Origin of the sequence: Micromonospora sp. RTGN7 (assembly GCF_033804645.1) — a bacterium.
Taxonomy (GTDB): domain Bacteria; phylum Actinomycetota; class Actinomycetes; order Mycobacteriales; family Micromonosporaceae; genus Micromonospora.
In genome coordinates this window covers 22,890-46,993 of record NZ_JAPZLF010000010.1, presented here as the reverse complement: position 1 = coordinate 46,993, position 24,104 = coordinate 22,890, and the positions used below count along the sequence as shown (strand labels likewise).

Genomic DNA, 24,104 nt, shown 5'->3' with positions numbered 1-24,104 from the left:
GGGTGGGGGTTAGGACTTGGGGCCGCCGGCTACGTAGATGACCTGGCCGGAGACGAACGAGGCGCCCTCGCTGGTCAGGAACGCGATGGTGTGGGCGACGTCCTCGGGGCGGCCGACCCGGCGAACCGGGATCTCCGACTCGGCGTGCTTCTGCAGGGCCTCGAAGTCCACCTTCATCCGGGCGGCGGTCGCGGCGGTCATGTCGGTGACGATGAAGCCGGGCGCGACGGCGTTGACAGTCACCCCGAACGGGCCCAGCTCGATGGCGAGGGTCTTGGTGAAGCCCTGCATACCCGCCTTCGCGGCCGAGTAGTTGGCCTGGCCCCGGTTGCCCAGCGCGGAGGTGCTGGAGAGGTTGACGATCCGGCCCCACTTCCGATCGACCATGTGCTTCTGGGTGGCCTGGCTGAACAGGAACGCGCCACGCAGGTGCACGCCCATGACCGTGTCCCAGTCGGCGTCGGTCATCTTGAACAGCAGGTTGTCCCGGAGCACCCCGGCGTTGTTGACCAGCACGGTGGGCCCGCCCAGCTCGGCGGCGACCCGCTCCACGGCGGCCTCGACCTGGGCCCGGTCGGCCACGTCCGCGCCGACGCCGATTCCCCGGCCCCCGGCCGCGACGATCGCGTCCACGGTGTCCTTGGTGGCCGACTCCTCGATGTCGACCACGGCGACCGCCAGGCCGTCGGCGGCGAGCCGGCGGGCGGTGGCCGCCCCGATCCCCCGCGCGGCCCCGGTGACGATCGCGACCCGCTGCTCCTCAGACATGCCTACCTCCCAGTAACTTACGGCGACCATCGGAGCCTAGCCGACCGCCGGGGTCAGTAGGCGGCCCCGCGACAGAGGCGGATCCAGCGGTAGCCGTATCCGGCGAGCTTGAGCGAGTCGAGCTTGCCCACCTCGTCGTAGGTGCGGTCGGCGAGGATGTCCGTCGGCAGGTCCGCCTCGCCGGCGAGCGTGCCGAGGTCGACCTCGACGTCGTCGGTGCCGAGGTTGTGCAGGAAGACCATCGTCCCGGTCGCGCCGTCGGCGCGGTGGGCGAGCACCCCGGGCGGCATCGGCACGTCGATGTGGGTGGTGGAGCCGGAGCCGATCTCCGGGGCCTCACGCAGCGTCCGGATCATCCGCTCGAACCAGGACAGCAGCGACTTGTGGTCGCCGCGCTGGGCGGAGACGTTGACCTTCTCGTACGAGAAGTCGCCCTTGTCGATCACCGGGCGGATCAGCTTCTCCGGGTCGGCCGTGGAGAAGCCGGCGTTCGGCTTGTACGACCACTGCATCGGGGTACGGATCGCCTCCCGTCCGGCCAGCGACAGGTCCTCACCCATGCCGATCTCCTCGCCGTAGCGCAGCACCGGCGTGCCGCGCAGCGAGAACTGGAGCGCGTACGCCAGTTCGACGCGCCGCCGGTCGTTGCCGAGCATCGGGGCGAGCCGGCGGCGGATGCCCCGGTCGTAGATGCGCATGTTCTCGTCGGGGCCGAACTCGGCGTACACCTGGTTGCGCTGCTCGGTGGTGAGCCGGGAGAGGTCGATCTCGTCGTGGTTGCGCAGGAAGGTGGCCCACTGCCCGCCGGTGGGCAGGACCGGGGTGTCCCGCAGCGCCTCGATCACCGGCTCCGGGTTCTGGCGGGCCAGGGCGAGCACGAGCCGGCCGTTGAGCATGAAGTCGAAGAGCATGTGGATGCGGTTGCCGGAGCCGCTGCCGTCGCCGAAGAAGGCGGGGAGTTGGTCGGGCTCCACGTTGGCCTCGGCGAGCAGGATGGCGTCACCGCGCCGCCACTGCACGTGCTGGCGCAGCTCGGTGAGGTACTCGAAGTCCTTCGGCGAGTTCGGGTTGCCCGGCTCGGTCAGCTCGATGATGAACGGCACCGCGTCCATCCGGAACCCGGAGACGCCGAGCTGGAGCCAGAACGAGACGATCTTCTTGACCTCGGCGCGGACCTCGGGGTTGTTGAAGTTCAGGTCGGGTTGGTACTTGTAGAACCGGTGGTAGTACCAGGCCTTGGCGGTCCGGTCGTAGCTCCACGTCTCCTTCTGCTCGCCCGGGAAGACCATGCCCTGGTGCCGGTCGTCGGGCTCGTGGTCGGCCCAGACGAACCAGTCCCGGTACGGCGAGTCGGGCGAGGAGCGGGCGGACTGGAACCAGGGGTGCTGGTCCGAGGTGTGGTTGACCACCAGGTCGATGATCACCCGGATGCCCCGGTTCTGCGCCTGGTGCAGCAGCTCCGCGAAGTCGCCGAGGGTGCCGAAGCGCGGGTCCACGTTGTAGAAGTCGGTGACGTCGTAGCCGTCGTCCTTGTTCGGCGACGGGTGGATGGGGTGCAGCCACAGGCAGGTCACCCCGAGCCGGGCCAGATAGTCGAGCCGGCCGATCAGGCCGCGGATGTCGCCGACACCGTCACCGTCGGAGTCCGCGTACGTGTCGATGTCGAGGCAGTACACAACGGCCTCGGAATACCACCTGTCACCCATGCCGGCATTCCTTCTCCGATTCCGCCCGCCGCCAAACGCGAGCGCCGCCCGTGTCGGGCCCGGAGGGGTCGCCGGCAGGTGTGAGCACGTCGGATGGGGGTACCACCTTCCGATCCCCCGTCGGCTATTCGAGGAAGGACCCCAATGGCTGAGGCCCAGAACGTCGACCCGTCGCAGTTCACCGGCCTGACCGGGTGGGTGGCCAGCGTCATCGACACGCTGGGCTCCGTCGGGGTGGCCGCCCTGGTGGCGCTGGAGAGCATCATCCCGCCGATCCCGAGCGAGGTCGTGCTGGCCATGGCCGGCTACCTCTCCTCCCAGGGCCGGTTCAACGTGGTGCTGATCGTGGCCGCCGCTACCGTCGGCTCGCTGGTCGGCGCGCTGGTGCTCTACTGGCTGGGCGCGGCCCTCGGCGAGGAACGGCTGAAGCGGTGGCTGGACCACATTCCCCTGGTCGAACGGGACGACCTGGAGAAGGCCGACCGCTGGTTCGAGCGGCACGGCCGGTGGGCCGTGCTGATCGGCCGCGTGGTGCCCGTGGTCCGCAGCCTGGTCTCGGTCCCCGCCGGGGCGAACCGGATGCCGCTGGGTGAGTTCATCCTGCTGACCACGCTGGGCAGCGGGGTGTGGAACACGCTGATCGTCGGCGCCGGCTTCGCGCTCGGGTCGCGCTGGCAGGAGGTCGACCGGTACAGCAACTGGTTCAACTACGCGATCTTCGCGATCTTCGGGCTCATGATCGTGAGCTGGGTGGTGAAGAAGGTACGCCGCCGCCGCCGCGCGCGGCGCGACCGACAGTCCGTGACCGCCGGTCGCTGACCGCGCGCGGTCCCGCTCAGCTGTACTGGGCGGTGATGCTGGTGAACTCCCAGGTGTTCTGGGCGATGCCGGAGCAGTTCGACACCACTCCCCCACCGGGGCACGGCCGGTCGCGGTTGACGGCCCAGAAGGTGAACCGGGACAGGCCACGGGCCTTCGCCCAGTCGCGGATCTGCGTCCAGGTCGCCGCGGTGGTCAGCTCCTGCTGGTCGGAGAGGCCGTTCATGCCGGAGATGCCCATGTGCGTGTACGCCGCGGCGTCGGACCAGCCGAAGGCGTTCTTCAGCGCGGTCTTCAGCCCCTCGGAGGCATTGACGGTGCTCTGGTACATGTTCGCGCCGCCGCCGAAGTCGAACGGCATGATCGTGAACGTGTCGATGTTCGCCCCGAGCGCGGCGGCCTGGTTGATCAGCCGGATGCCGTAGTACGACGGCCCGGTGGTCGAGGTGCCGAAGGTGACGATGGTCTTGATCCCCGGGTTGTTCTGCTTGACGATCTTCAGCGCGCCGAGGATGCGGTCCTGCACCACCTCGTTCTCGAACTCGTCGCTGTTCTCGATGTCGATGTCGATCGCCTTCAGCCCGTACGCGTTGATCACCTGCTGGTACGCGCCGGCCAGCGCGCTGGCCGAGGAGCAGTTCGGGCCGAGCTTGTTGCCGCTCCACCCACCGAAGGACGGGATGATGTCGCCGCCGGCGGCCCGGATCGCGGCGATGGTGTTGGCGTGCGCGCCGCCGGTGAGCGGGCCGCTGCCGTCCCAGGCCGGGGTGCAGCCGCCGCCGGAGAGGACGAACGCGATGGTGAACCACTTGATCCCGGTCGCACCCATCACCGTCGACGGCGCGGGCGGGTCACCCCAGCCCGGGTAGAGGTACGGCGCGGCGGCCATCGGGGCGTTCCCACCGGAGCAGCCGGTGGTGGTGGCGGAGACGGCGGGTGACTTCGCCGACTCGCCGGAGGAGTTGTACGCCGCCACGGTGTAGCTGTGCCCGGAGCAGGCGGCCAGCCCGGAGACCGTCGTCGAGGTGCCGGTGACGGTGGCCTTCACGGTGCCGCCCTCGTACACCCGGTAGCCGGTGACCGTGCCGCCGACGGCGTTCCAGGCCAGCGAGATCGCCGACGCGGTGGTGCCGGTGACCCGCAGTCCGCCCGGGGTGGCCGGGCCGGAGGGGTTGCCGCCGCCGGTGCAGGAGCCTCCGTTGACGGTGCAGTTGGTCGGGTCACCGGTGCCGGCGACGACGAACCCGAACGAGGTGGTGGCGCCCGGGGCGAGGGCGCCGTTCCAGGACATGTTGAGCGCGGTGACGTGTTGACCGGAGGTGGTCATCGCGGCGTCCCAGAAGGCACCGAGCGTGCTGCCGGAGGGCAGGTCGAACTGGACGTTCCAGGAGCCGATGCTGGCCGAGGTGTTGTTGGTGACGGTGAACTTGGCCTCGTACCCGCTGCTCCAGCTCGAGGTGCGGACGAAGGCTGCGGTCGCCGCCGATGCGGGCGGCGGGGCTACGACTGTGGCCGCGACGACGGCAGCGGCGAGCGCGGCGGCGAACATCGCCACGCGGGGGGAGCGGAGTTTCACGGAGGCCTCCAGGGACCGGTGTGGTGGGGGTTTCCCGCCCGAGGGGGTGGGGGCGGGTGGCCGCCGGCCCGCCCGAGGGGGCAGGGGGCCGACGGTGGCGCAGGGCGGTGCGGACGGGGCAGGGCGGTGCGGACGGGGCAGGACGGGGCAGGTCAGGGCAGGGTGGATAGGTGGGGCTTGACGGTGCGGGCGAAGCCGTTGCCGTTGCTGACGTCCCAGTTGATCGACCAGGTCATCGCGCCCCGGATGCCCGGGTAGGTGCGCGGCGGGCGGAAGCTGCCGCAGTTGGTGCCCTTCGCCAGGCAGTCGAGGGCGGCGTTGACGACGCTCGGGGCGACGATGCCGCCGCCGGCCGCGCCGGGGCCGGCCGGCAGGCCGAGCCCGACCTGGTCGGGGCGCAGGCCGGCCTCCAACTGGATGCAGGCGAGCGCGACGATGAAGTTCACAGTGCCCTGGCCGTACGCGGCGTTCTGGTCGCAGCCGAGCATCGCCCCGGAGTTGTAGAACTGGGTGTTGACCACGGTGAGGATGTCCCGGATGTCCAGGGCGAGCTTGAAGTAGCCGCCGGTCGGGGACTGCATGTCGATGGTCTGCGGGGCCATCGCGATGATCAGGTTGGCCCCGACCTTGGCTCGTAGGGCGCGCAGCGCCTGGGCCATGTACGTCGGGTTGAGGCCATTCTCCAGGTCGATGTCGACGCCGTCGAAGCCGTACCGCTGGATCAGCGCGTACGTGGTGTCGGCGAACGCGGTGGCCGAGGCGGAGCTGTTGACGGCGACCCGGCCGGTCTCGCCGCCGACGGAGAGGATGACCTTCTTGCCGCGCGAGTGCAGCGTCCGCACGTCGGCGGTGAAGTCGGCGTCGGTGTAGCCGCCGAGGGAGGCGGACAGGCCGGGGTCGACGGCGAAGGTGACTGCACCGGGGGTGCTGGTGGCCTCGGCGAAGGCGACCGCGACCAGGTCGTATTCGGCGGGGACGTCACGCAGCCGCAGCTCGACGGCCGGGTTGTCGAAGTTGTGCCAGTAGCCGGTGAGCAGGTGCTTCGGCAGACCGCCGGTGGGCGGGGTCGTCGGAGGCGGGGTCGTCGGAGGCGGGGTCGTCGGAGGCGGGGTCGTCGGAGGCGGGGTCGTCGGAGGTGCGGTGGTCGGCGGTGCGGTGGTCGGGGTGGGGCCGCCGCCGCAGGGTGCCCCGTTGAGCTGGCAGTTGGTGGGGCTGCCGGAGCCGGTGGCCAGGAAGCCGAACGACACGGACGCGCCCGGTGCGACGCTGCCGTTCCAGGACCGGTTGGTGAAGGTGTGCCGCTGGCCGGACGAGGTGAGCAACGCGTCCCAGTAGCTGCCGAGGGAGGTGCCGGCCGGCAGGTCGAAGACGACGGTCCAGCCGGAGAGGGCGGTCGCGCCGCCGTTGGTGATCGTGTACTTCCCCTCCCAGCCGGTCCCCCAGTCGGCGGTCTTCACGAAGTTGGCGGTGGCCCCGGCGGCGAACGCCGGCAGGGCCGCCCAGGCCACCCCGACGGTCGCGGCCAGCGCCGTCACCAGTGCCAGGACAAGGGATCGGGAACGCTTCATGCAACCCTCCACACCCGGACGGGCATCCATAGACATCAACGTTGGCCATTATTATTAGGACTGTTAACTGTTTCTGTCCAGGGGATGAACGGAAACGACTCGCGACGGGCCCGCGAACAGGGGCCCCGCCCGTCGCCGTAGCCCACGGGCAGGGCCCCTTCCACCCCTTCAGTGATCGGTCACCGCACGTCGACGGGTGCGCTCTCCTGCGGGCGGCGCAGCACCGCCTGCTCCAGCACGGTCCACGCGGTGGTGGTCACCAGGTAGAGCACCGCCGCCAGCGGCACCACCACCGCCACCGCCACAGTCAGGTACGGCAGCAGCGGGATCAGCCCGGCCCAGGGTGGCCGCCCCCGGCCCCTCGGTCGGCGTGCCGGCGACGGTGCCGGCGGCCGCCGCGCGGCGCGAGCGAATCCGAACGGCGCGGCTGACGGCGACACGCGGGCGGTGGAGTTTCCCCGGCCCGACACTGGGGGTAATGGCCGGAAGACATCGTGGCACAACGCCACGACCGGTACGGAACGGACGGTGACAACGATGAGTGGTCCAGTGGCGCAGCGGGAACGAGGCGCGACCCCGAGCGGCACCGACCTGCTCACCGTGGGCGTCGAGGAGGAGTTCCTCCTCGTCGACCCGCACACCGGAACCGCCGTGCCGGCCGTGGACCTGGTGATGGAGCAGGTGCCGGCCGAGCTGCGCGGGCAGGTGGAGCGCGAGTTCCAGACCAGCCAGATCGAGATCGGCAGCCCGCCCGGGCTGGAGTTGTCGTCGATCCGGCACTCCCTCGGGATGCTGCGCCGGGCGCTCTCCGAGGCCGCCGAGGCCGCCGGCGTACGGGTGCTGGCCATCGGCACCGGCCCGGTCGACGGCCCGGTGCCGCCGGTGGTCGACAAGCCCCGCTTCGACCGGATGATCGAGCGGTTCCGGCTGCTGGTGCCCGGCCCCGGCAACAACGGGATGCACGTGCACGTCGGGGTGCCGGACCCCGAGACCGGGGTGCAGGTGCTCAACCACGTCCGGCCCTGGCTGCCCATCCTGCACGCGGCGACCGTGAACTCCCCCTTCTCGGCGGGTGAGGACACCGGCTACGCGAGCTGGCGCTCCGTGGAGTGGGAGCGCTGGCCGTCGGTGGCGCCGACGCCGTTCCTGGAGTCGCACGAGCACTACGAGCGGCTGATCCGACAGCTCATCGCCAGCGGCGTGATGCTCGACGAGGGGATGCTCTACTGGTACGCCCGGCTGTCGGCGAAGTACCCGACGGTGGAGCTGCGCATCGGCGACGTCTGCCCGTCGGTCGACGACGCGGTGCTGATCGCCGCCCTGGTCCGGGCCCTGGTGGCCACCGCCATGACCGACATCGTCGAGGGCCGCCCGCCCGTGCGCACCGACCACCACCTGCTGGTCGCCGCGCACTGGCGGGCCGCCCACGACGGGCTGGAGGGCGACGCCGTGGACCTCACCGACGGCGAGTTGCGCCCCGCGTGGGAGCTGCTGGACCGGCTCGTCGAACGGCTCCGGCCGGAGCTGGAGCGGCACGGTGACCTGGCCGAGGTGACCGACCTGCTGGGCGGGCTGCGCCGGCACGGCACCGGGGCGGCCCGGCAGCGGGCGGTCTTCGCGCGTACCGGGAACCTGGTGGACGTGGTGCACGACGTGGCGCGGCAGACCCGTGGCTGAGCCCCCCGCAGCCGCGCGGGCGTCCCGGCCGGACGGGCCCGCCGACAGGCGCGGGATGGCAGGATGACCGGCGTGGCGCAACGATTGATCGTCATCGGCGGAGACGCCGCAGGCATGGCGGCGGCCTCCCAGGCGCGACGCCGCCGCGACCGCGCGGACCTGGAGATCATCGCGTTCGAGCGGGGGCACTTCACGTCGTACTCGGCGTGCGGCATCCCGTACTGGATCAGCGGGGTGGTCCCGGAACGGGACCAGCTCATCGCCCGCACCCCGGCGGCCTTCCGGGACGACTTCGACATCGACGTCCGGCTGCGGCACGAGGTCACCGCGATCGACCTGGAGCGCCGCGAGGTCGTCGCCCGCGACCTGGAGGGCGGCGGCGAGGTCCGCGAGCGCTTCGACGACCTGATGTACGCCATCGGAGCGGTGCCGAAGATGCCCGACTGGGCCGACCCGGACGTGCGCGGCGTCTTCGGTGTGCAGACGCTCGACGACGGTGCGGCGCTGCGCGACTGGCTCGACGCCGACCCGACGCCCCACCACGCGGTGGTGGTGGGCGGCGGCTACATCGGGGTGGAGATGGCCGAGGCGCTGGTCCAACGCGGGCTCTCGGTCACCCTGGTCGAGCAGGCCGACCAGCCGATGGCGACCGTCGACCCCGACATGGCCGCGCTGGTCGCCGAGGCGATGCGTGGCCTCGGCATCGACATCCGTACCGGCGTCACGGTCACCGGCATCGACCAGCGCGGCGGCCGGGTGTCCGCGGTGGTCACCACCGACGGGCCGGTGCCCGCCGACGTCGTGGTCCTGGGCCTGGGGGTACGCCCCAACACCGCCCTCGCGGAGGCAGCCGGCCTGCCGATCGGCCCCTCCGGTGGGATCCGGGTGGACCGGCGGATGCGGGTGGTCGGGGTGCCGGGGGTGTGGGCAGCCGGCGACTGCGTGGAGACCCTGCATCGGGTCAGCGGGCAGCCGGTGCACGTGCCGCTGGGCACCCACGCCAACAAGCAGGGCCGGGTCGCCGGGATCAACCTCGGCGGCGGGTACGCGACCTTCCCCGGGGTGATCGGCACGGCCGTGACGAAGGTCTGCGAGCTGGAGGTGGGGCGCACCGGCCTGCGCGAACGCGACGCCGCAGCCGCCGGCTTCGAGTTCGTCTCGGTGGTCGCCGAGTCGACGAACCGGGCCGGCTACTACCCGGGGGCGCGGCCGATGACGGTGAAACTCATCGCCGAGCGCCCCGGCGGGCGGCTGCTCGGGGCGCAGATCGTCGGCTGGTCGGAGGCCGCGAAGCGGATCGACACCCTGGCCGTGGCGCTCTGGAACGGCATGACGGTGGACGAGATGACCTCCCTCGACCTCGGCTACGCCCCGCCGTACGCGCCGGTCTGGGACCCGGTGCTGATCGCCGCTCGCAAGGCCGTCGACGCGCTGGCCCGCTGACCCCGTCGGCTCCGGGTGCACTTCTTGTCGCCCCAGCGACAACAGCTGCACCCGAAACCCGGTTCCGGGTGCGCGAGATGGTCAGATCGCTGGCGTGGTGGTGCGGTGGGGATACCGGGGGACGACGCGTCGGGGCCCACACCGTCCGGCCCAGCGGCTGGGGCCAGGATGGTCCGATGGAGACGACGGTGGAGATCCCCGACGGGCTGGGCTGGGTGCGGCGGGTGCCCACCGGCCGGGAGTGGCTGGCGGCGCTGCCCGGCCGGCTGGCCGGGTGCGTCGAGGCGTGGGGGCTGCGGCTGGGACGGCCGTTCCCGCACGCGTTCGCCTCGCTGGCGCTGCCGGCGGAGCTGCCCGACGGCACCCGCGCGGTGCTCAAGCTCCAGTACCCGGACGCCGACAGCGAGTACGAGGCCACGGCGCTGGCGCACTGGGCGGGCGACGGGGCGGCCCGGCTGCTCGCGCACGACCCGGACCGGCGGGCCCTACTGGTGGAGCGCTGCGACCCGGGCACGCCGCTGCACGCCGCGCCTACGGAGGAAGCGCTGGACGTGATCGCCGCGCTGCTGCCCCGGCTCTGGCTGCCGGCCGGCGCACCGTTCACCCCGCTGGCCGAGGAGGCGGCGGGCTGGCTGGAGCGGATGCCGGTTTCCTGGGAGCGGGCCGGCCGGCCGTACGAGCGGCGGCTGCTGGACACCGCGTTGGGCCGGCTCGCCGAACTGGTCGGGACGCAGGGCGAGCAGGTACTGGTCAACCAGGACCTGCACGCCGGCAACGTGCTACGGGCAACCCGCGAGCCGTGGCTGGTGATCGACCCGAAACCGCTGGTCGGCGAGCGCGAGTTCGGCGTGGTGGCGATCGTCCGCGGTCAGGAACTGGGACACTCGCCGACGGCGATGCGGTACCGGCTGGACCGGCTCACCGCCGAGCTGGGCCTGGACCGGGAACGGGTTCTGGGCTGGGCGATCGGGCAGACCCTGGCCTGGAGCATCGCCGAGGACACGGTGTTCGCCCACCAGATCGAGACGGCCCGCCGGCTCGCCACCCTGGGCTGACTCGCGGACCCGCGCCGGTCAGCCCTGGCAGGTGGGGCACCAGTAGAGGTTACGGCCGGCCAGCACGCCCCGACGCACCTCGGCGCCGCAGACGTGGCAGGGCTGGCCGGGGCGGCGGTAGACGTACACCTCGCCGCCGTGCCGGTCCACCCGGGGTGCCCGGCCGGTCGCCTCCGGCAGGTGGGCGTCCCGGACGGTGTCGATCCGGCCCACCTCGACGGCGAGGGTCATCAGGCCCACCAGGTCCGCCCAGAGCGCCCCCCAGAGCGCCGGGGTGAGCTCCCGGCCGGGCAGCAGCGGCGGCAGGCCGGCCCGGAACAGCGCCTCCGTGACGAAGATCAACCCCGTGCCGGCCACCACCGACTGGTCGAGCAGCAGCGCCGCGAGCGGGGTCGGGCTGCGGGAGATCCGGGTGTACGCGCGGGCCGGGTCGGCGTCGGCACGCAGCGGATCGGGGCCGAGCCGGGCGCGCAGCGCCGCCACCTCCGGCGGGGTGAGCAGCTCGCAGGCGGTGGGGCCGCGCAGGTCCAGCCAGCGCCCGTCGTCCGACGGCTCCAGCTCAGCGCGTCTGCCGCCGCGCCGCGACCCGGAGCCGTCGCTGGTCAGCCGCAGCCGCACCTGCCCCACCGGCGGAGGTGGATCGCCCGGCCCGTCGGCGAACTTCCCGTACAGGCCCAGGTGCACGTGCAGGGTCAGCTCGTGCGCGTAGTGGTGCAGCAGGTGCTTGCCGTACGCCTCGGTGTCGTCCAGGACGGTCCCGGAGAGCAGGGCGGCGCCCTCGGCGAAGCGGCCCTGCGGGCTGGCGGCCTGCACCTTCTCGCCGGCGAACAGCTCGGCGTGGCGGGCGGCGAGACGGTGAATGCTATGTCCCTCTGGCACGCCCGCAACCGTAGCTCCCGACGGCGGCCGATCAATCGCGCGTGACGGGTGACGGGAGTGTCGGCGAGACTGCGGATGGGTACCTGGGGTGGTGTACCGCGTGGTTACCGCCCGGCGCTTCCGAGGCCTCCACGCATTTACCAGGAGGTGATGAGGTGAAGATTCCTTCACTGTTGTCGCGGCGGAACGAGCCGGCGGCGACGTACGACAGCAACGGCGACGGCCGCGTCGACGAGCGCGACGGGACCGCCGCGCCGGACGCCGGCAGCCGCCCGGATGGGCAGCCCGTGGTCACCGACCGCGACGCGGAGCAGACGACGTACCGCAGCAGCGCGACCGCCACCGACAACGAGCGGGCCGCGGACCCGGAGCGAAACATGGCCGAGCGGGAGGCGCTCGCCCGCGCAGCCACCGCCCGCGCAGCCACCGCCCGCTCCCCGAAGAGGGAGCTGCGGCCCACCCCGGTCACCCCCACCACCACGACCGGTGCTCCCGCCCCGGCGCGCAGCACCGAACGGGACCACACCACTGATCGACCGCTGCCGGCGGACCCCACGCTCGGGCAGCCGACGGACCGGACCGCCGAGCGCCCCCTGCCGAGTGACCGGGACCGCACCACGGATCGACCGCTGCCGACGGACCGGACCGACGGCGACGGCGAAACCCGGCCGGAGCCGGAGCCGGTGGTAGCCGGGCCGAAGCCACGAGCGAGCCTGCTCGCCACCCTCGGCCTGATCGTCGGGGTGGCCGGGGCGCTCGCGGTGCTGACCGGCACCCTCGCCGGGTACGGCATCGCGGTCGGCGCGCTGGGAGCGGTGTTCTCCGTGTTCGGCCTGCTCGCCACCCGCCGCCGGCACATCGCAGGCAAGACCGACGCACTCTTCGGCATGACCTTCGGTATCGCGGCTGTGGTGCTCGGCGTGCTGGCGATGACCGGGCAGTTCGACTGGCCCACCACCGACGGCGACTGGGTGCAGCGGCTCCGCGAGTGGCTCGACTCACAGTTTGTCGACCGCTTCTGACGGGCACCTTGGTCCCCGCCGGCGGTTCGCCGGCCCAGCCCGACCAGTCTGGTGGTTCACCAGCCGGGCACATCCTCTTTCGGGGGGCGGCGATTCGCCGCCCCCCGAAGCACGTCCACCCCCACCCCTCCCCCTCCGCACCCCTCCGCCCCTCCGCCCCCCGCCCTCGCCCCCGCCGCCCTCGCCCCCGCCCTCGCCCTCGCCGCCCTCGCCCCCGCCCTCGCCCTCGCCGCCCTCGCCCTCGCGATCTTGCACTTCGGGCCCCCAGAATGCCCGTTTTGCGTCTTTCGCCCGGGCCGAAACTGCAAGATCGGCGCGGGGAGGGCGACGTGGGCGACGTGGGAGGGGCGGGAGAGGCGGGGAGGGTGGGGGGTGGGAGAGGCGGGGAGGGTGGGAGGTGCGAGGGGTGGGGGTGGGAGGGGTGGGAAGGTGCGAGGGGTGGGGCGGGAGGGGTGGGGGCGGGAGGGTGCGAGGGGTGGGGGTGGGAGGGTGGGGGTGTTCCGTCAAGGGGCGGTGATGCGCAACGAATCGCCGTGGTATGCCTGCTATACGCAATGATCGGTCGGTGGACGCAAGTTCCACCGGTGGATGTCGTTGCCACCGGCCGCATACGGTTGGGCAACGGCGCCAGCCCCGCGGGCCGAAGGTGGCCGGGGCGCGTCCGACCCCTGGGAGCAGGACAATGACGATGGACGCCATCAGCCAGCACTTTCTGATGTGCCGGCCGACGTACTTCGCCGTCGACTACGCGATCAATCCGTGGATGGACCCCACCGGGCCGGTCGACGCCGACCTGGCGATCCGGCAGTGGGAGCGGCTGCGCGGGATCTACCGCGAGCTGGGCCACACGGTCGACGAGATCACCCCGGTGCCCGGCCTGCCCGACATGGTCTTCGCTGCCAACGGCGGCACCGTGATCGACGGCCGCGCGATGGCCGTGCAGTTCCGCGACCCGCAGCGCGCCGATGAGGCCCCCGCGTACCGGGCCTGGTTCGAGGCCGCCGACTTCGACATGTACGACCCGAAGCACGTCAACGAGGGCGAGGGCGACGTCCTGCTGGCCGGCGACGTCCTGCTGGCCGGCACCGGGTTCCGCACCGCGCACGCCGCGCACGCCCAGCTGCAGGAGGTCTTCGGCTACCCGGTGGTCACCATGCAGCTGGTCGACCCGCGCTTCTACCACCTGGACACCGCGCTCACCGTGCTCGACGAGCGGACCGTGGCGTACCTGCCGGAGGCGTTCTCGCCGGGCAGCCGGGCCGTGCTGCGCCGGCTCTTCCCGGACGCCGTCCACGCCACCATGGCCGACGCGGAGGTGCTGGGGCTGAACGCGGTCAGCGACGGTCGGCACGTGGTGCTGCCCGAGCAGGCCACCGGCCTGGCCGCGAAGCTGCGCGACCGGGGCTACGAAACCATTGGCGTCGACCTGTCCGAGCTGCGCAAGGCCGGTGGTGGACCGAAATGCTGCACCTTGCGGCTCCGTCAGGGAAAGGCGAGCAAGTGATCGTGGACGACATGCTGCGGACGCCGCGCGCGGTCCGGGACGCCGAGCGCTTCACTGCGCACAACTACCACCCGCTGCCGGTGGTGATCAGCTCCGCCGAGGGCGCCTGGCTCACCGACGTGGACGGCCGGCGCTACCTGGACTGCCTCGCCGGCTACTCCGCGCTCAACTTCGGACACCGGCACCCGCAGCTGATCGCCGCGGCGCACGCGCAGCTCGACCGGCTGACCCTCACCAGCCGGGCGTTCGTCCACGACCAGTTCGCCGACTTCTGCCGGGAGCTGGCGCAGCTGTGCGGCAAGGACCTGGTCCTGCCGATGAACACCGGCGCGGAGGCGGTGGAGACCGGGATCAAGGTGGCCCGTAAGTGGGGCTACCAGGTCAAGGGCGTGCCGGCCGGTCAGGCGAACATCGTGGTGGCCGAGGGGAACTTCCACGGCCGGACGACCACCATCGTCAGCTTCTCCACCGATGAGGATGCCCGCGCCGACTTCGGGCCGTACACCCCGGGCTTCACCGTGGTTCCCTACGGCGACCTGGCCGCGCTGGCCGCAGCGATCGACGAGAACACCGTGGCCGTGCTGCTGGAGCCGATCCAGGGCGAGCAGGGCGTGGTGGTGCCGCCGGAGGGTTATCTGCCGGGCGTGCGTGCGGTCTGCACCGAGCGGAACGTGCTCTTCGTCGCCGACGAGATTCAGTCCGGCCTGGGCCGCACCGGGGCCACCTTCGCCTGCGACCAGGACGGCGTGGTGCCGGACATGTACCTGCTGGGCAAGGCGCTCGGCGGCGGCATCGTGCCGGTCTCCGCGGTCGCCGCGAACGCCGACGTGCTGGGGGTGCTGAAGCCGGGCCAGCACGGCTCCACCTTCGGCGGCAACCCGCTGGCCTGCGCGGTGGCGGTCGAGGTGGTCCGGCTGCTGGCCACCGGCGAGTTCCAGCGCCGCTCGGCGGAGCTGGGTGAGCGGCTGCACGCCGGGCTGGGCGGGCTGATCGGCAAGGGGCTGGTCGCCGTCCGGGGGCGGGGGCTCTGGGCCGGCCTGGACATCGATCCCGCGCTGATGACCGGCCGGCAGGCCTGCGAGCGGCTGATGGAGCGGGGCGTGCTGGCCAAGGACACCCACGGCTCGACGCTCCGGCTGGCACCGCCGCTGGTGATCACCGCCGAGGAGATCGACCACGCGGTGGCTCAGCTCGCCGCCGTGCTGGCTGGCTGATTCTCTCGTACGACGGCGGCGGGCGTCGGGACCACGGTCCCGGCGCCCGCCGTTGTTCGCCCGCCCTCGGCGGCCCTGCTCAGACCCGGGGCAGGCGCATCGCCATGGTGGGGGCCTCGGCCATCACCGACGTGGGGGTGAACGGGGCGCCCGACGGCAGTTCGTCGGCGCGGCCGATCTGCACCCCCGGGTACAGCTCGACCATGTCGTTGGCGGCGAGCACCCGGGACTGCTGCGGCTTCAGCGGGATCCGGTCCGGCTCGGCCATCGACCCGGACGGGCGGATGCCCGACCCATTGGTGCTGACGTCCGTGACGATCACCTCGCCGACCCGCAGCTCGAACTGGACATGGCTGCGGCTGATCCAGCGTCGCGCCTCGTCGTTGAGCCACTGACCGAGCGTGATTCCGCCCTGCTGCTCCGGCGCGCGCCCGATCAGCACCGCCTGCCCCTCGGTGAGCACGAATCGGCGGCGGATCAGCCCGCCGACGCGCACGGCCAGCACCTCGGTACGCGGCCGCGGCCCGGCGTCGCCGAGCCGGGTGTTGTGCCGCGGGCAGGTCGGCACGCCGTTACGCAGCGTGGGCGGTGGCTGCCCGGCCGGGGCCCGATCCACCCGCAGGTCGGCGAACGCCCCGCCGCCCCCGCCGCCGGCGAACAGGGCGCAGCCCGGCTCGGGGCAGCGCCACTGCCGGGCGAGCAGCTTCGTACCGGTCGCCGAACGGGTGCCGGCGACCGGCACGTTGCCACCGCCGACGTGGGCGATGAACACCGGCCCGCCCGCGCCGGGCACCGGGGCCAGCACCCGACCGGGCTGATCGGCCACCCACGGAAACCGGTTGCGCAGGCCGTCCAGGCGGGCCCGACTGAGCACCGGCAGCCCGAGCAGGTCGGCGAGCTCCAGCATCCGGTCGCCCGGGTTGTCCAGCACCTCCACCAGGCCGTCATCGGCCCAACGGCGGACCACCATCCGCTCGTTGGACGTCAGGTCGGCGTCGGAGAGCAACGCCCGGTGCACGATGGCGTAGACCGGGACGCTGTCCTCTTCCAGCTCGCGGGCGAGCGCGTCGATCACCATGCCGAGCCGCAGCAGGTTCGCCGGCCGGCCGCTGTCGAGGTCCTGGTAACGAATCACCTCGGCCAGGTCGAGGACAGCCCGAGCCAGCGAAGGATCGGTGCAGACCCGCCCCTCGATGGCGTCGAGCACCTTACTGATCTCGAATCTCATCGGGCACTCCGGACGATGTCGTCGATCCGCCGCGCCAACTCCAGGTCACGGTGGGTGACCCCACCGGCCGAGTGGGTGACGCAGCGGAAGGTGAGGGTCCGCCACCGGATGTCGATGTCGGGGTGGTGGTCAAGCTCCTCGGCCACCTCGGCGACCCGGTCGACCACCGCGATGGCGGCCGGGAAGCTGCCCAGCTCGGCGGTGCGGCTGATCCCGGCCGGGGTTCCCGTCCAGGCCGCCAGCCCGCCCAGCTCGTCTCGCACCGCCTCCGCGGTGAGCACGTCTGCCATGCCCGAACCCTACCGTCAGGGGTCACCGGGCTCCGTCGACGCTCGCCCTCCCCGGTCTCGGCGGTGACCGGAACGGACGGGCGGACCGGAACGGACCCAGCGACGGAGCGGGGCGGCGTCCGGCCGGCGTTCAGCTGCGCAGCGATCGCCCCACCTCGTGCAGGTGGGCGAGCGCCTGCCGGTACGACTCGAACAGCCCTGTCTCCGCGTACGGCAGGCTGCGCTCGGCGCAGTACGCCTGCACGATCGGCTGGGCCCGGCGCAGGTTCCCCCGGGGCATGTTCGGGAACAGGTGGTGCTCGATCTGGTAGTTCAGCCCGCCGAGCGCGACGTCGATGAACCAGCCGCCCCGGACGTTGCGCGCGGTGAGCACCTGCTTGCGCAGGAAGTCGAGGTTGTCGCCGGCCGTCGGCATCGGCATGCCCTTGTGGTTCGGGGCGAACGCGCAGCCCATGTAGAGACCCCACAATCCCTGGTGGACGGCGATGAACGCCAGTGCCTTCCCCGGCGGCAGCACCGCGAAGATCAGGCCGAGGTAGCCGACGGCGTGCAACGCGAGCAGCAGCCCCTCGACGGCGCGGTGCCGCATCGGGGTGACGTACCGGCCGTCCGGCCCCCGGCCGATCAGCGCCCGCACGCTCGACACGTGCAGGGCCAGCCCCTCCAGCAGCAGCATCGGGAAGAACAGCCACGCCTGTCGCCGGGCCAGCCAGCGGCCGAAGCCCCGGGTCTGAGCAACCTGCTCGTACGTCCAGACCAGCGCCCCGGCCCCGACGTCCGGGTCCTCGTCGGCGTGGTTGGGGTTGGCGTGGTGGCGGTTGTGCTTGTCGACCCACCAGCCGTAGCTGAGCCCGACCGCCAGGTTGCCGGCGAGCAGCCCGGCCACCTCACTGGCCCCACGGCGGCGGAACACCTGCCGGTGCCCGGCGTCGTGGCCGAGGAACGCCACCTGGGTGGTCGCCACCGCGAGGCCGGCCGCGACGGCGAGCTGCCACCACGAGTCGCCGACCAGCGGCACCACCGCCCAGCCGGCGACGAAGGCGGCCACGGTCAGGCCGATCCGGACCGCGTACCCGCCGGGCCGCCGGTCGAGCAGGGCCGCCTGGCCGATCCGCCGGGACAGCTGGGCGTAGTCGCTGCCCCGCTGGGTCTGTCGGTCCACTGCCGCTGTGTGCACCATGAGGGCTCCCCGTGTCTTGGCTCACGGGTCACGCCGGTCGGCGCGCCCTCGGGTCGAGTCTGCGGCAATCGGCAACGGCGAGTCACCCCGGAAAATCCCCTTACGGGGCAAACTTCGCCCACCCCGGCCCTGGCTTCACCACTCATCCCATCCGGCCGACCGCCGCGCGCAGCCGGGCCAGGTCGCGCCGACGCCGCTCGTACGTGGTGGCCAGGCCGATCAATGCCAGGCCGCCGACCGCCAGGAAGATCCAGCGGGGCAGCAGGTCCCAGTTGCGGGCCAACTCATGCAGCGCGAGCAGGGCCAGGGTGGCCCCGCCGAGCAGCACCGGCGCCTGCCAGCGGCGGCCCGCCCCGGCCAGCACCGCGACCAGGGCGCCAGCCCCGAGCAGCAGCCGCCGCCAGGGCTGCGGTTCCGGCGCGAACAACACCGACACCAGGCCGGGCAGCAGCCCGGCGGCCAGCCCCGGCCCGAGCGCGAGCCAGCTGTTCAGGCCCGTTCGGGTACGCAACGCCACCGCCCCGGCGGCCAGGGCGAGCACCGCCGCCGGCAGGGTGTACGCCTCCAGCAGCATCACCCCGCCGGCGCTCAGCAGCAGCCAGGTGCCGAGGAGTTCGCTGCCCCCGGCGACGACCGCGAACGCCCACCGCCGCCCGGTCGACTCGCCCCGCCGCAGCAGCCGCAACCCCACGGCGGCTCCCCAGAGAACGCAGCCGGCGGCGGCGTGCCGGGGCGACCCGCCGGCCAGCAGCACCGCGAGCAGGGCGACGGCCTGGGCGGCGCCGTCCAGCGCCGAATCCCGGGCCGGATCACGCCCGGCCTTCAGGGCTGCGGCGGCCAGGGCCAGCACCGCCACGGCCAGCACGGCGAACGAGGCCGAGCGCAGTGGCAGGCTCGCCGCCAGCGCGGCGGTGATCGCGAACCCGGTCGCCGCGCCGACCGCCACCAGGGCGCCGCCCAGCCGGACCTGACCCACCCGGCCGGCGACGGCAACCACCACTGCCACCACCACCACGGCACCGAGGCCGGTGAGGGTACCGGCGCGGGTGGCCAGCAGCCCGATCAGCCCGAACACGGTGCCCACCAGCCCCACCGGAGCGGTGACCGGGACGAGCAGCCGCCTGGGCGCGGCCAGGGCGGCGGCCAGCAGCGCGGCCAGCCCCATGAACAGGAGGAACGCCGGCACCACCGGCCACGGCGCGCCGGCGGCAACCAGCAGCACCGGCAGCGCCGCCGCGGCGAACGGCAGCGCGGCCAGCAACGCGCCGAGCGGGTCCGGCAGCGGGTGCCCGCCGGCGGCCTGCGGCCCGTCCCGACCGGCCGCCACCGGCAGCGGGCGCCCGCCGGCGGCGTGAGCGTCGGCCGGGTGTCGCGTCGTCGCCGAGGGGATCGGGGGATTGGGCGGCTGCGGGCCGACCGTCCGGCCCACCAGCGCGGCCACCAGGGTGAGCACCAACAGGGCCACGCCGGTCGCGGTGGCTCCGGAGAGCGTTGCGCCGCTCGGCGCGCCGGACCAGGGCGCAGCGGGCTCGCCGTACGGGGCGACCAGCGCCACCACGATCACCGGGGTCGCGGCGAGAAGCGCGATGACGAGCAGCCCGAGGCCGGTGACGAGGGGCGCGCCCGTCGGGCGGGCACCCGGCCCGGCGAACACCGTCAGCAGCACGGCCAGCGCGGCGTAGAGCGCCACCGGCTCGTCGGAACGTACGACCAGCGGCGCGAGCCCGCCCAGCACGGCCCCGACGGCGAAGGCGGTCGAGGCGTACCCGGTCAGTTCCGGCCAGCGGCGACGGACCGCGAGCAGGGCGACCAGCGGCAGCCCGACGGCGGCCAGGGCGGCCCGGGTCTGCCACCAGGGTGCCGCCCCGGCCGCGAAGACCGCGACGGTCACGGCCGTGGGAGCGGCCAGCAGCGCGGCGGCCAAGGCCGTCCCGGCGACTCCCCGGCCCACGCCGGTGGCCCCCCGAGCCCGCCCGGCGACCGCCGCCCCGAGCAATGCGACCGCGCCGAGCAACGCCGCCTCCCCCGCCGGGGTGGCCAGGCCGATCAGGAGTGCGTGCCCGACCAGCACCGCGCCGGCGACCGCCGACGTCAGCACCTCCCACCAGGGCCGGGCCCGGGCGCCGGCGAGGAACAGCAGCGCCGCGCCGACGACCAGGTCGACGGCCGGAACCACCGGCCACGGCACCGGCCCGACGCCCCCGACGGCGAGCGTGCCGACCGCGACCGCGACCGCCCCGATGACCCGCCACAGCACCCGGGGCAGCAGCGCCGCCAGCGCCACGGCCGACATTGCCACCGCGACCGGGACCTGCCACCCCCACGGCAGGTCCGGGCCGGCGTCGACGCCCTGCCAGGGTGGCAGCGCCCGACGCGCCACGACCCCGCCGACGACGGCGGCGGCGAACACGGCGATGTGGGCCGACCCGGCGGCCACCACCAGGGCGCCCCGGTGCGGGCCGGACCCGACCCGGCGGGGCAGCAGCCGGACCGCGCCGGCCAGCGCGAGCGCGATCAGCGCCGTCGCCACCGTCATCCACCCCGCGCGCAGTTCCGCCACCGGGCGCAGCAGCGCCAGGGCGAGCACCGGGACCACCGCGCCGGCCGCGACGGCCCGGAACGCCCGGCCGCCGGCGACCAGCGCCGCGCCGAGCAGCGTGAGCGACACCAGCAGCAGCGGTGCCCCGGCCAGCAGCGGCGAGCCGACGGCCCGACCCAGGGCCAGCGGTGCCAGCGCGTACCCCGCCGCCACGGCCAGTGCCACACCGTGGCCCAGCCAGGACAGCACCCGCCCCGCGACGACGGCCGACCCCCCGGCGGTCGTCGTCGCGCCCACCGGCGGCGGTGCTCCCACCGCAGCCGGCCCGCCCACCGGGACCGGCGTTCTCGCCGACGCCGGGCCCCGGCCGCGCAGGGCGGCGACCACGGCCAGGTTCAGCGCGGCGACGCCGAGGAAGACCAGCGTCCACCCGGTCCCCGACGGGCGGGCCGGGGCGGCGAGCAGGGGCAGCACCGGCTGCACGACGAGCAGCGCCGCGAACCACGGCACGGCGAGACGGGTCAGCCGACCGTAGCCGGCCGCCAGCGCCGCGCTGGCCCCCCCGACCAGCGCGGCGTAGCGGGCCTGCGACCAGCCGGCCACCCCGAACAGGTCCACCGACCAGGCGGCGTACCCGTCGAGCACCACCAGCAGCAGCCCCACCGCGGCGAACGTCTCCGCGGTGCCGCGCAGCCCGCGCCGGGCCACCACCGGCGGCACGGCCAGGACGAGCGCGGTGAACGCGCACAGGATCAGCGCCCGGCCGACGATCCCCACGGCGGCCCAGGCGACCGCAGTGAAGACCACCGCCGCGGTGCCGAGCAGCAGGCCACCAAGGACGAAGAGCAGGCCCTGCACCGTCCGGGTGGAGGTCTCCGCACCGCCGATCGGGACGGGCGGCGCGGACGGCGCCGGGCCGGGGACCCGCACCGCCGGACCCGACACGGACCGGGCGGGGACGACCGGAACACCGGGGGCGGGCCCAAATGGCACCGGGCCGGCCGGGCCGGGCATCCCGACCGGGGTCGCCGCCCGCACCCGGGCCGCCAGCTCCGCCCGGCGGGCCTGCGCCGAGCGCACCGCTGCGGCCAGTTCGAGGTACGCCCGGCGGGCCTGCTCTGCGCGCCCGGTGAGCGCGACGATCTCCCGGCCGAGCCGGATCACCTCGGCGGCGGCTGGATCGGGTGCCCGGCCGCAGCGGCGGCAGCCGACGCTCAGGTCGGCGAGGGTGCCGCACCCCGGGCAGGGGTAGCCAATCGTGTCCACCCGGCCATCATGGTGACCGTGGTCCACCGCACCCAGAGTGCGCGTACTCAGGGACGGGTCTGCTCGTGCACCCAGCCCGAGTAGTCGGGGTTGCCGCTCTCCGTCCGGGTCACCAGGATCTCCGGCACCTCGTACGGGTGGTTGGCGCGGATCTGGTCGACCAGCGCCGTCACCCGGTCCGGCGCGGTCTTGAACAGCACCGACCACTCCGAGTTCGTCTCCACCGCGGACCGCCACCAGTAGGTGCTGTCCACCTGGCCGCCCACCTGCGCGCAGGCGGCGAGCCGGCCGGCGACCGCGGCGGCCGCCAACAGGTCCGCCACCGAGCGGCTGTCCACCACGGTCGTCACCACGCTGATCTGCTCCACGAGCGCACCCTACGCGGCGTCGACGCCGTCGTGGTGGGCTGCGACCCACTCGTCGATCCGCGCCCACCAGTCGAAGAGCCAGTCGATGCGCTCCTGCTTACCGGCGGGGATCCCCTCGGGCGGTACGGACCAGAACCGCATCACGATCCGCTTGTCCATCGGCAGCTCCCGCCAGACGTCGGCGACGGTGAGCATCCGGTCCAGACCGGTGTGCGCCACGAAGATCACGCCGGCGTCCGGGGCGGCGTCCAGGGCGGCGAGCAGCCCGCCGGGCTGCGGGGCGAGCACGTGCCGCATCCGTTCCGCCCGCAGCGCCATCCGCTCCAGGCCGAGGGAGCGGAGCCGGGCGATGGCCCGCAGCCGGCGGCGCGGGGTGAAGTTGCCACCCTCCGGAAAGATCACGAACGCGTCGTCGTCGTCCAGCCCGGTGGCGAGGTGCCCGATCTGGGCGGTCACCGACTCCTGCCGGTCCGCCGCCGGCGCGATGAACCGGCTCGGCAGGCGGTTGAGCAACACGTCGATCGCCGGGTCCCACTGGAGGCTCTCCTTGAGCACGATCCGGGGTTCCCGGTGGAACCAGTTGACCAGCGCGTGGATCAGGATGAACGAATCGCCGGGCCCGGCGTGCCGGCAGAGCACCAGCTCGGGCCGGCCGGGCAGCGCCGTGTCCGGGTCGGTGCCGACCACGTCGATGCTCAGCCGCAGCGTCCACCGGGCCTGCCAGAAGAACACCCGCAGGAAGTGGCCGGCGAGCACGTAGTGCGCCCGCTGGAAGGCCGGTGTCCGCTTCCACACCCCGAGGCCCGAGGCCAGCCAGAGGGCGAAGAGGGCGAGCAGCGCCGCCGCGTCCCAGACCAGGTAGACGCAGCCGATCCAGATCAGGCGCAGCGGCCGGAGCCGGCCCGGGACCAGCGGGGAGAGCACCAGCGCGCCGAGCGCCCAGACCGGCAGGGTGGTCACGACCAGGACGGCGAGCAGCACCACGCCGGGTGCCAGCAGCAGTCGGCGGACCCACCGAGGCGGCAGCGGCATCAGCGTTCCAGGTTGGTGGCCAGGTAGCGGCGGGAGGCGGTGTACGCGCGGCTGATCCGCCGCCCCACCGCAGCCATGTCGCGGTACGCCCACGGGCTGTCGTCGCGCGGTTCCAGCCCGCCTGCGGGCAGCACGTGCACCTGCACCCCCTCGGGCAGCGCCGCCATCTCCCGGGCGAACCGGTGCCGGCGGGCGATCTCGAACGCGACCTGGGCCACCTCCCAGGGTCGCCGCGGCGGGGTCAACTCCCGCTCGATGCGGCCCACCTGGAGGACGAAGACCTGCCGTGCCCCGGCGGCGACCGCCTCGCCGATCGGGATGGAGTTGACGATCCCCCCGTCGATGTAGTGCTGCCCGTCGAGCTCGGTCGGCGGAAGCAGCCCCGGCACCGAGGCGGAGGCGAGCACGGCCGGCACCAACGGCCCGCTGTCGAACCAGTGCTCGGCGGCCCGCTCGATGTTCGCCGCGCAGCAACGGAACGGCACCCGCAGGTCGGCGAACGTGGTCATCTCGCCCAACTCCGCCTCCAGCAGCCGGCGCAACGGCCGGGGCGAGTGCAGGTGGGTACGGGCGGCGAAGCGGCGCAGCTGACGGGCCATCGAGTCGCCGTACACCTCGCTGGCCTCGGGCGAGGACCAGAGCCGGACCAGCCGGTCGGTGACCGCCTCGGTCGGGTCGGCGGCCACGAGGGCACCGTTCACCGCGCCGATCGACGTGCCGAGCACCAGGTCGGGCCGGATGTCGGCGCGGAACAGGGCACGCAGCATGCCCACCTCGACCGCGCCGAGGACTCCCCCGCCGCCGAGCACGAACGCCACCGGACCGCTGACCATGCCGTTCATCCTGGCACGGGGCGTCCCGTCGGCCGTCCCCCGCCCGCCCCGCGCTGTTCGGGGGGCCGTCGGCTGGGACCGGACGGCCGTTGACATGCCGGACACATTCGCGCAACCTGATACGGCCCCGACCTCCA

General features: G+C 73.7%; 20 protein-coding genes. 7 read left to right on the top strand and 13 right to left on the bottom strand.

What is annotated here, in order from left to right:
- Positions 1-9: 9 nt before the first annotated feature.
- Together fabG and SNR22_RS16765 are read right to left on the bottom strand one after the other, a co-directional pair.
- A complete protein-coding gene (gene fabG, locus SNR22_RS16770) occupies positions 10-768 on the bottom strand; it encodes a 3-oxoacyl-ACP reductase FabG (RefSeq protein ID WP_320067519.1) in 759 nt (252 codons plus the stop codon).
- A gap of 53 nt (positions 769-821) precedes the next feature.
- Positions 822-2,474 (bottom strand): alpha-amylase family protein, encoded by a 1,653-nt coding sequence (locus SNR22_RS16765; protein ID WP_320067518.1) that lies wholly within the window; start codon positions 2,472-2,474, stop codon positions 822-824.
- A gap of 144 nt (positions 2,475-2,618) precedes the next feature.
- On the opposite strand from SNR22_RS16765, the gene SNR22_RS16760 reads away from it, so the two are divergent.
- On the top strand, positions 2,619-3,293 hold the full coding sequence (locus tag SNR22_RS16760) for a DedA family protein (protein WP_320067517.1): 675 nt from the start codon (positions 2,619-2,621) through the stop codon (positions 3,291-3,293).
- Positions 3,294-3,309: 16 nt separating this feature from the next.
- Here the strand turns inward: SNR22_RS16760 and SNR22_RS16755 are convergent, their stop codons facing one another.
- The 3 genes from SNR22_RS16755 to SNR22_RS16745 all read right to left on the bottom strand — a co-directional run bounded on the left by SNR22_RS16755 (position 3,310) and on the right by SNR22_RS16745 (position 6,877).
- On the bottom strand, positions 3,310-4,869 hold the full coding sequence (locus SNR22_RS16755) for a cellulose binding domain-containing protein (RefSeq protein ID WP_320067516.1): 1,560 nt from the start codon (positions 4,867-4,869) through the stop codon (positions 3,310-3,312).
- A 152-nt stretch (positions 4,870-5,021) separates the two neighbouring features.
- The gene (locus tag SNR22_RS16750) at positions 5,022-6,437 is read right to left on the bottom strand and encodes a chitinase (RefSeq protein WP_320067515.1); all 1,416 of its coding nucleotides are present in this window, start codon (positions 6,435-6,437) and stop codon (positions 5,022-5,024) included.
- A gap of 179 nt (positions 6,438-6,616) precedes the next feature.
- Positions 6,617-6,877: a hypothetical protein gene (locus tag SNR22_RS16745; RefSeq protein WP_320067514.1), complete on the bottom strand. Its 261-nt coding sequence runs from the start codon at positions 6,875-6,877 to the stop codon at positions 6,617-6,619.
- Positions 6,878-6,965: 88 nt separating this feature from the next.
- On the opposite strand from SNR22_RS16745, the gene SNR22_RS16740 reads away from it, so the two are divergent.
- The 3 genes from SNR22_RS16740 to SNR22_RS16730 all read left to right on the top strand — a co-directional run bounded on the left by SNR22_RS16740 (position 6,966) and on the right by SNR22_RS16730 (position 10,612).
- A complete protein-coding gene (locus SNR22_RS16740) occupies positions 6,966-8,114 on the top strand; it encodes a glutamate--cysteine ligase (RefSeq protein WP_320067513.1) in 1,149 nt (382 codons plus the stop codon).
- Between the two features lie 72 nt (positions 8,115-8,186).
- Positions 8,187-9,557: an FAD-dependent oxidoreductase gene (locus tag SNR22_RS16735; protein ID WP_320067512.1), complete on the top strand. Its 1,371-nt coding sequence runs from the start codon at positions 8,187-8,189 to the stop codon at positions 9,555-9,557.
- 176 nt (positions 9,558-9,733) lie between these two features.
- Positions 9,734-10,612 carry an aminoglycoside phosphotransferase family protein gene (locus SNR22_RS16730; RefSeq protein ID WP_320067511.1) on the top strand — a complete coding sequence of 293 codons (879 nt, stop codon included), beginning with the start codon at positions 9,734-9,736 and terminating at the stop codon, positions 10,610-10,612.
- Between the two features lie 18 nt (positions 10,613-10,630).
- Here SNR22_RS16730 and SNR22_RS16725 read toward each other — a convergent pair whose 3' ends face one another.
- On the bottom strand, positions 10,631-11,491 hold the full coding sequence (locus SNR22_RS16725; protein ID WP_320067510.1) for an Fpg/Nei family DNA glycosylase: 861 nt from the start codon (positions 11,489-11,491) through the stop codon (positions 10,631-10,633).
- Between the two features lie 155 nt (positions 11,492-11,646).
- Here SNR22_RS16725 and SNR22_RS16720 point away from each other — a divergent pair, with 155 nt between their 5' ends.
- The 3 genes from SNR22_RS16720 (at position 11,647) to rocD (ending at position 15,231) form a co-directional block, all read left to right on the top strand.
- Positions 11,647-12,513 (top strand): DUF308 domain-containing protein, encoded by an 867-nt coding sequence (locus tag SNR22_RS16720; RefSeq protein WP_320067509.1) that lies wholly within the window; start codon positions 11,647-11,649, stop codon positions 12,511-12,513.
- A gap of 688 nt (positions 12,514-13,201) precedes the next feature.
- On the top strand, positions 13,202-14,017 hold the full coding sequence (gene ddaH, locus SNR22_RS16715; RefSeq protein ID WP_320067678.1) for a dimethylargininase: 816 nt from the start codon (positions 13,202-13,204) through the stop codon (positions 14,015-14,017).
- Positions 14,017-15,231 carry an ornithine--oxo-acid transaminase gene (gene rocD / locus SNR22_RS16710; RefSeq protein ID WP_320067677.1) on the top strand — a complete coding sequence of 405 codons (1,215 nt, stop codon included), beginning with the start codon at positions 14,017-14,019 and terminating at the stop codon, positions 15,229-15,231. The genes ddaH and rocD overlap by 1 nt, the downstream gene beginning before the upstream one ends.
- A 79-nt stretch (positions 15,232-15,310) precedes the next feature.
- Here rocD and SNR22_RS16705 read toward each other — a convergent pair whose 3' ends face one another.
- The 7 genes from SNR22_RS16705 to SNR22_RS16675 all read right to left on the bottom strand — a co-directional run bounded on the left by SNR22_RS16705 (position 15,311) and on the right by SNR22_RS16675 (position 23,967).
- The gene (locus tag SNR22_RS16705) at positions 15,311-16,459 is read right to left on the bottom strand and encodes an FHA domain-containing protein (RefSeq protein ID WP_320067508.1); all 1,149 of its coding nucleotides are present in this window, start codon (positions 16,457-16,459) and stop codon (positions 15,311-15,313) included.
- Positions 16,456-16,749 carry a 4a-hydroxytetrahydrobiopterin dehydratase gene (locus SNR22_RS16700; RefSeq protein WP_320067507.1) on the bottom strand — a complete coding sequence of 98 codons (294 nt, stop codon included), beginning with the start codon at positions 16,747-16,749 and terminating at the stop codon, positions 16,456-16,458. Before SNR22_RS16700 ends, SNR22_RS16705 begins: the two co-directional genes overlap by 4 nt.
- A 130-nt stretch (positions 16,750-16,879) precedes the next feature.
- Positions 16,880-17,929 (bottom strand): acyl-CoA desaturase, encoded by a 1,050-nt coding sequence (locus SNR22_RS16695; protein ID WP_320067506.1) that lies wholly within the window; start codon positions 17,927-17,929, stop codon positions 16,880-16,882.
- Between the two features lie 142 nt (positions 17,930-18,071).
- Positions 18,072-21,734, bottom strand: coding sequence for an SCO7613 C-terminal domain-containing membrane protein (locus SNR22_RS16690; RefSeq protein WP_320067505.1), 3,663 nt, complete (start codon positions 21,732-21,734; stop codon positions 18,072-18,074).
- A gap of 47 nt (positions 21,735-21,781) precedes the next feature.
- On the bottom strand, positions 21,782-22,102 hold the full coding sequence (gene cutA / locus SNR22_RS16685) for a divalent-cation tolerance protein CutA (protein WP_320067504.1): 321 nt from the start codon (positions 22,100-22,102) through the stop codon (positions 21,782-21,784).
- A 9-nt stretch (positions 22,103-22,111) separates the two neighbouring features.
- Complete coding sequence (locus SNR22_RS16680) at positions 22,112-23,134, bottom strand: 1-acyl-sn-glycerol-3-phosphate acyltransferase (RefSeq protein WP_320067503.1); 1,023 nt, start codon at positions 23,132-23,134, stop codon at positions 22,112-22,114.
- On the bottom strand, positions 23,134-23,967 hold the full coding sequence (locus tag SNR22_RS16675; RefSeq protein WP_320067502.1) for a patatin-like phospholipase family protein: 834 nt from the start codon (positions 23,965-23,967) through the stop codon (positions 23,134-23,136). Before SNR22_RS16675 ends, SNR22_RS16680 begins: the two co-directional genes overlap by 1 nt.
- Between the last annotated feature and the right edge of the window lie 137 nt (positions 23,968-24,104).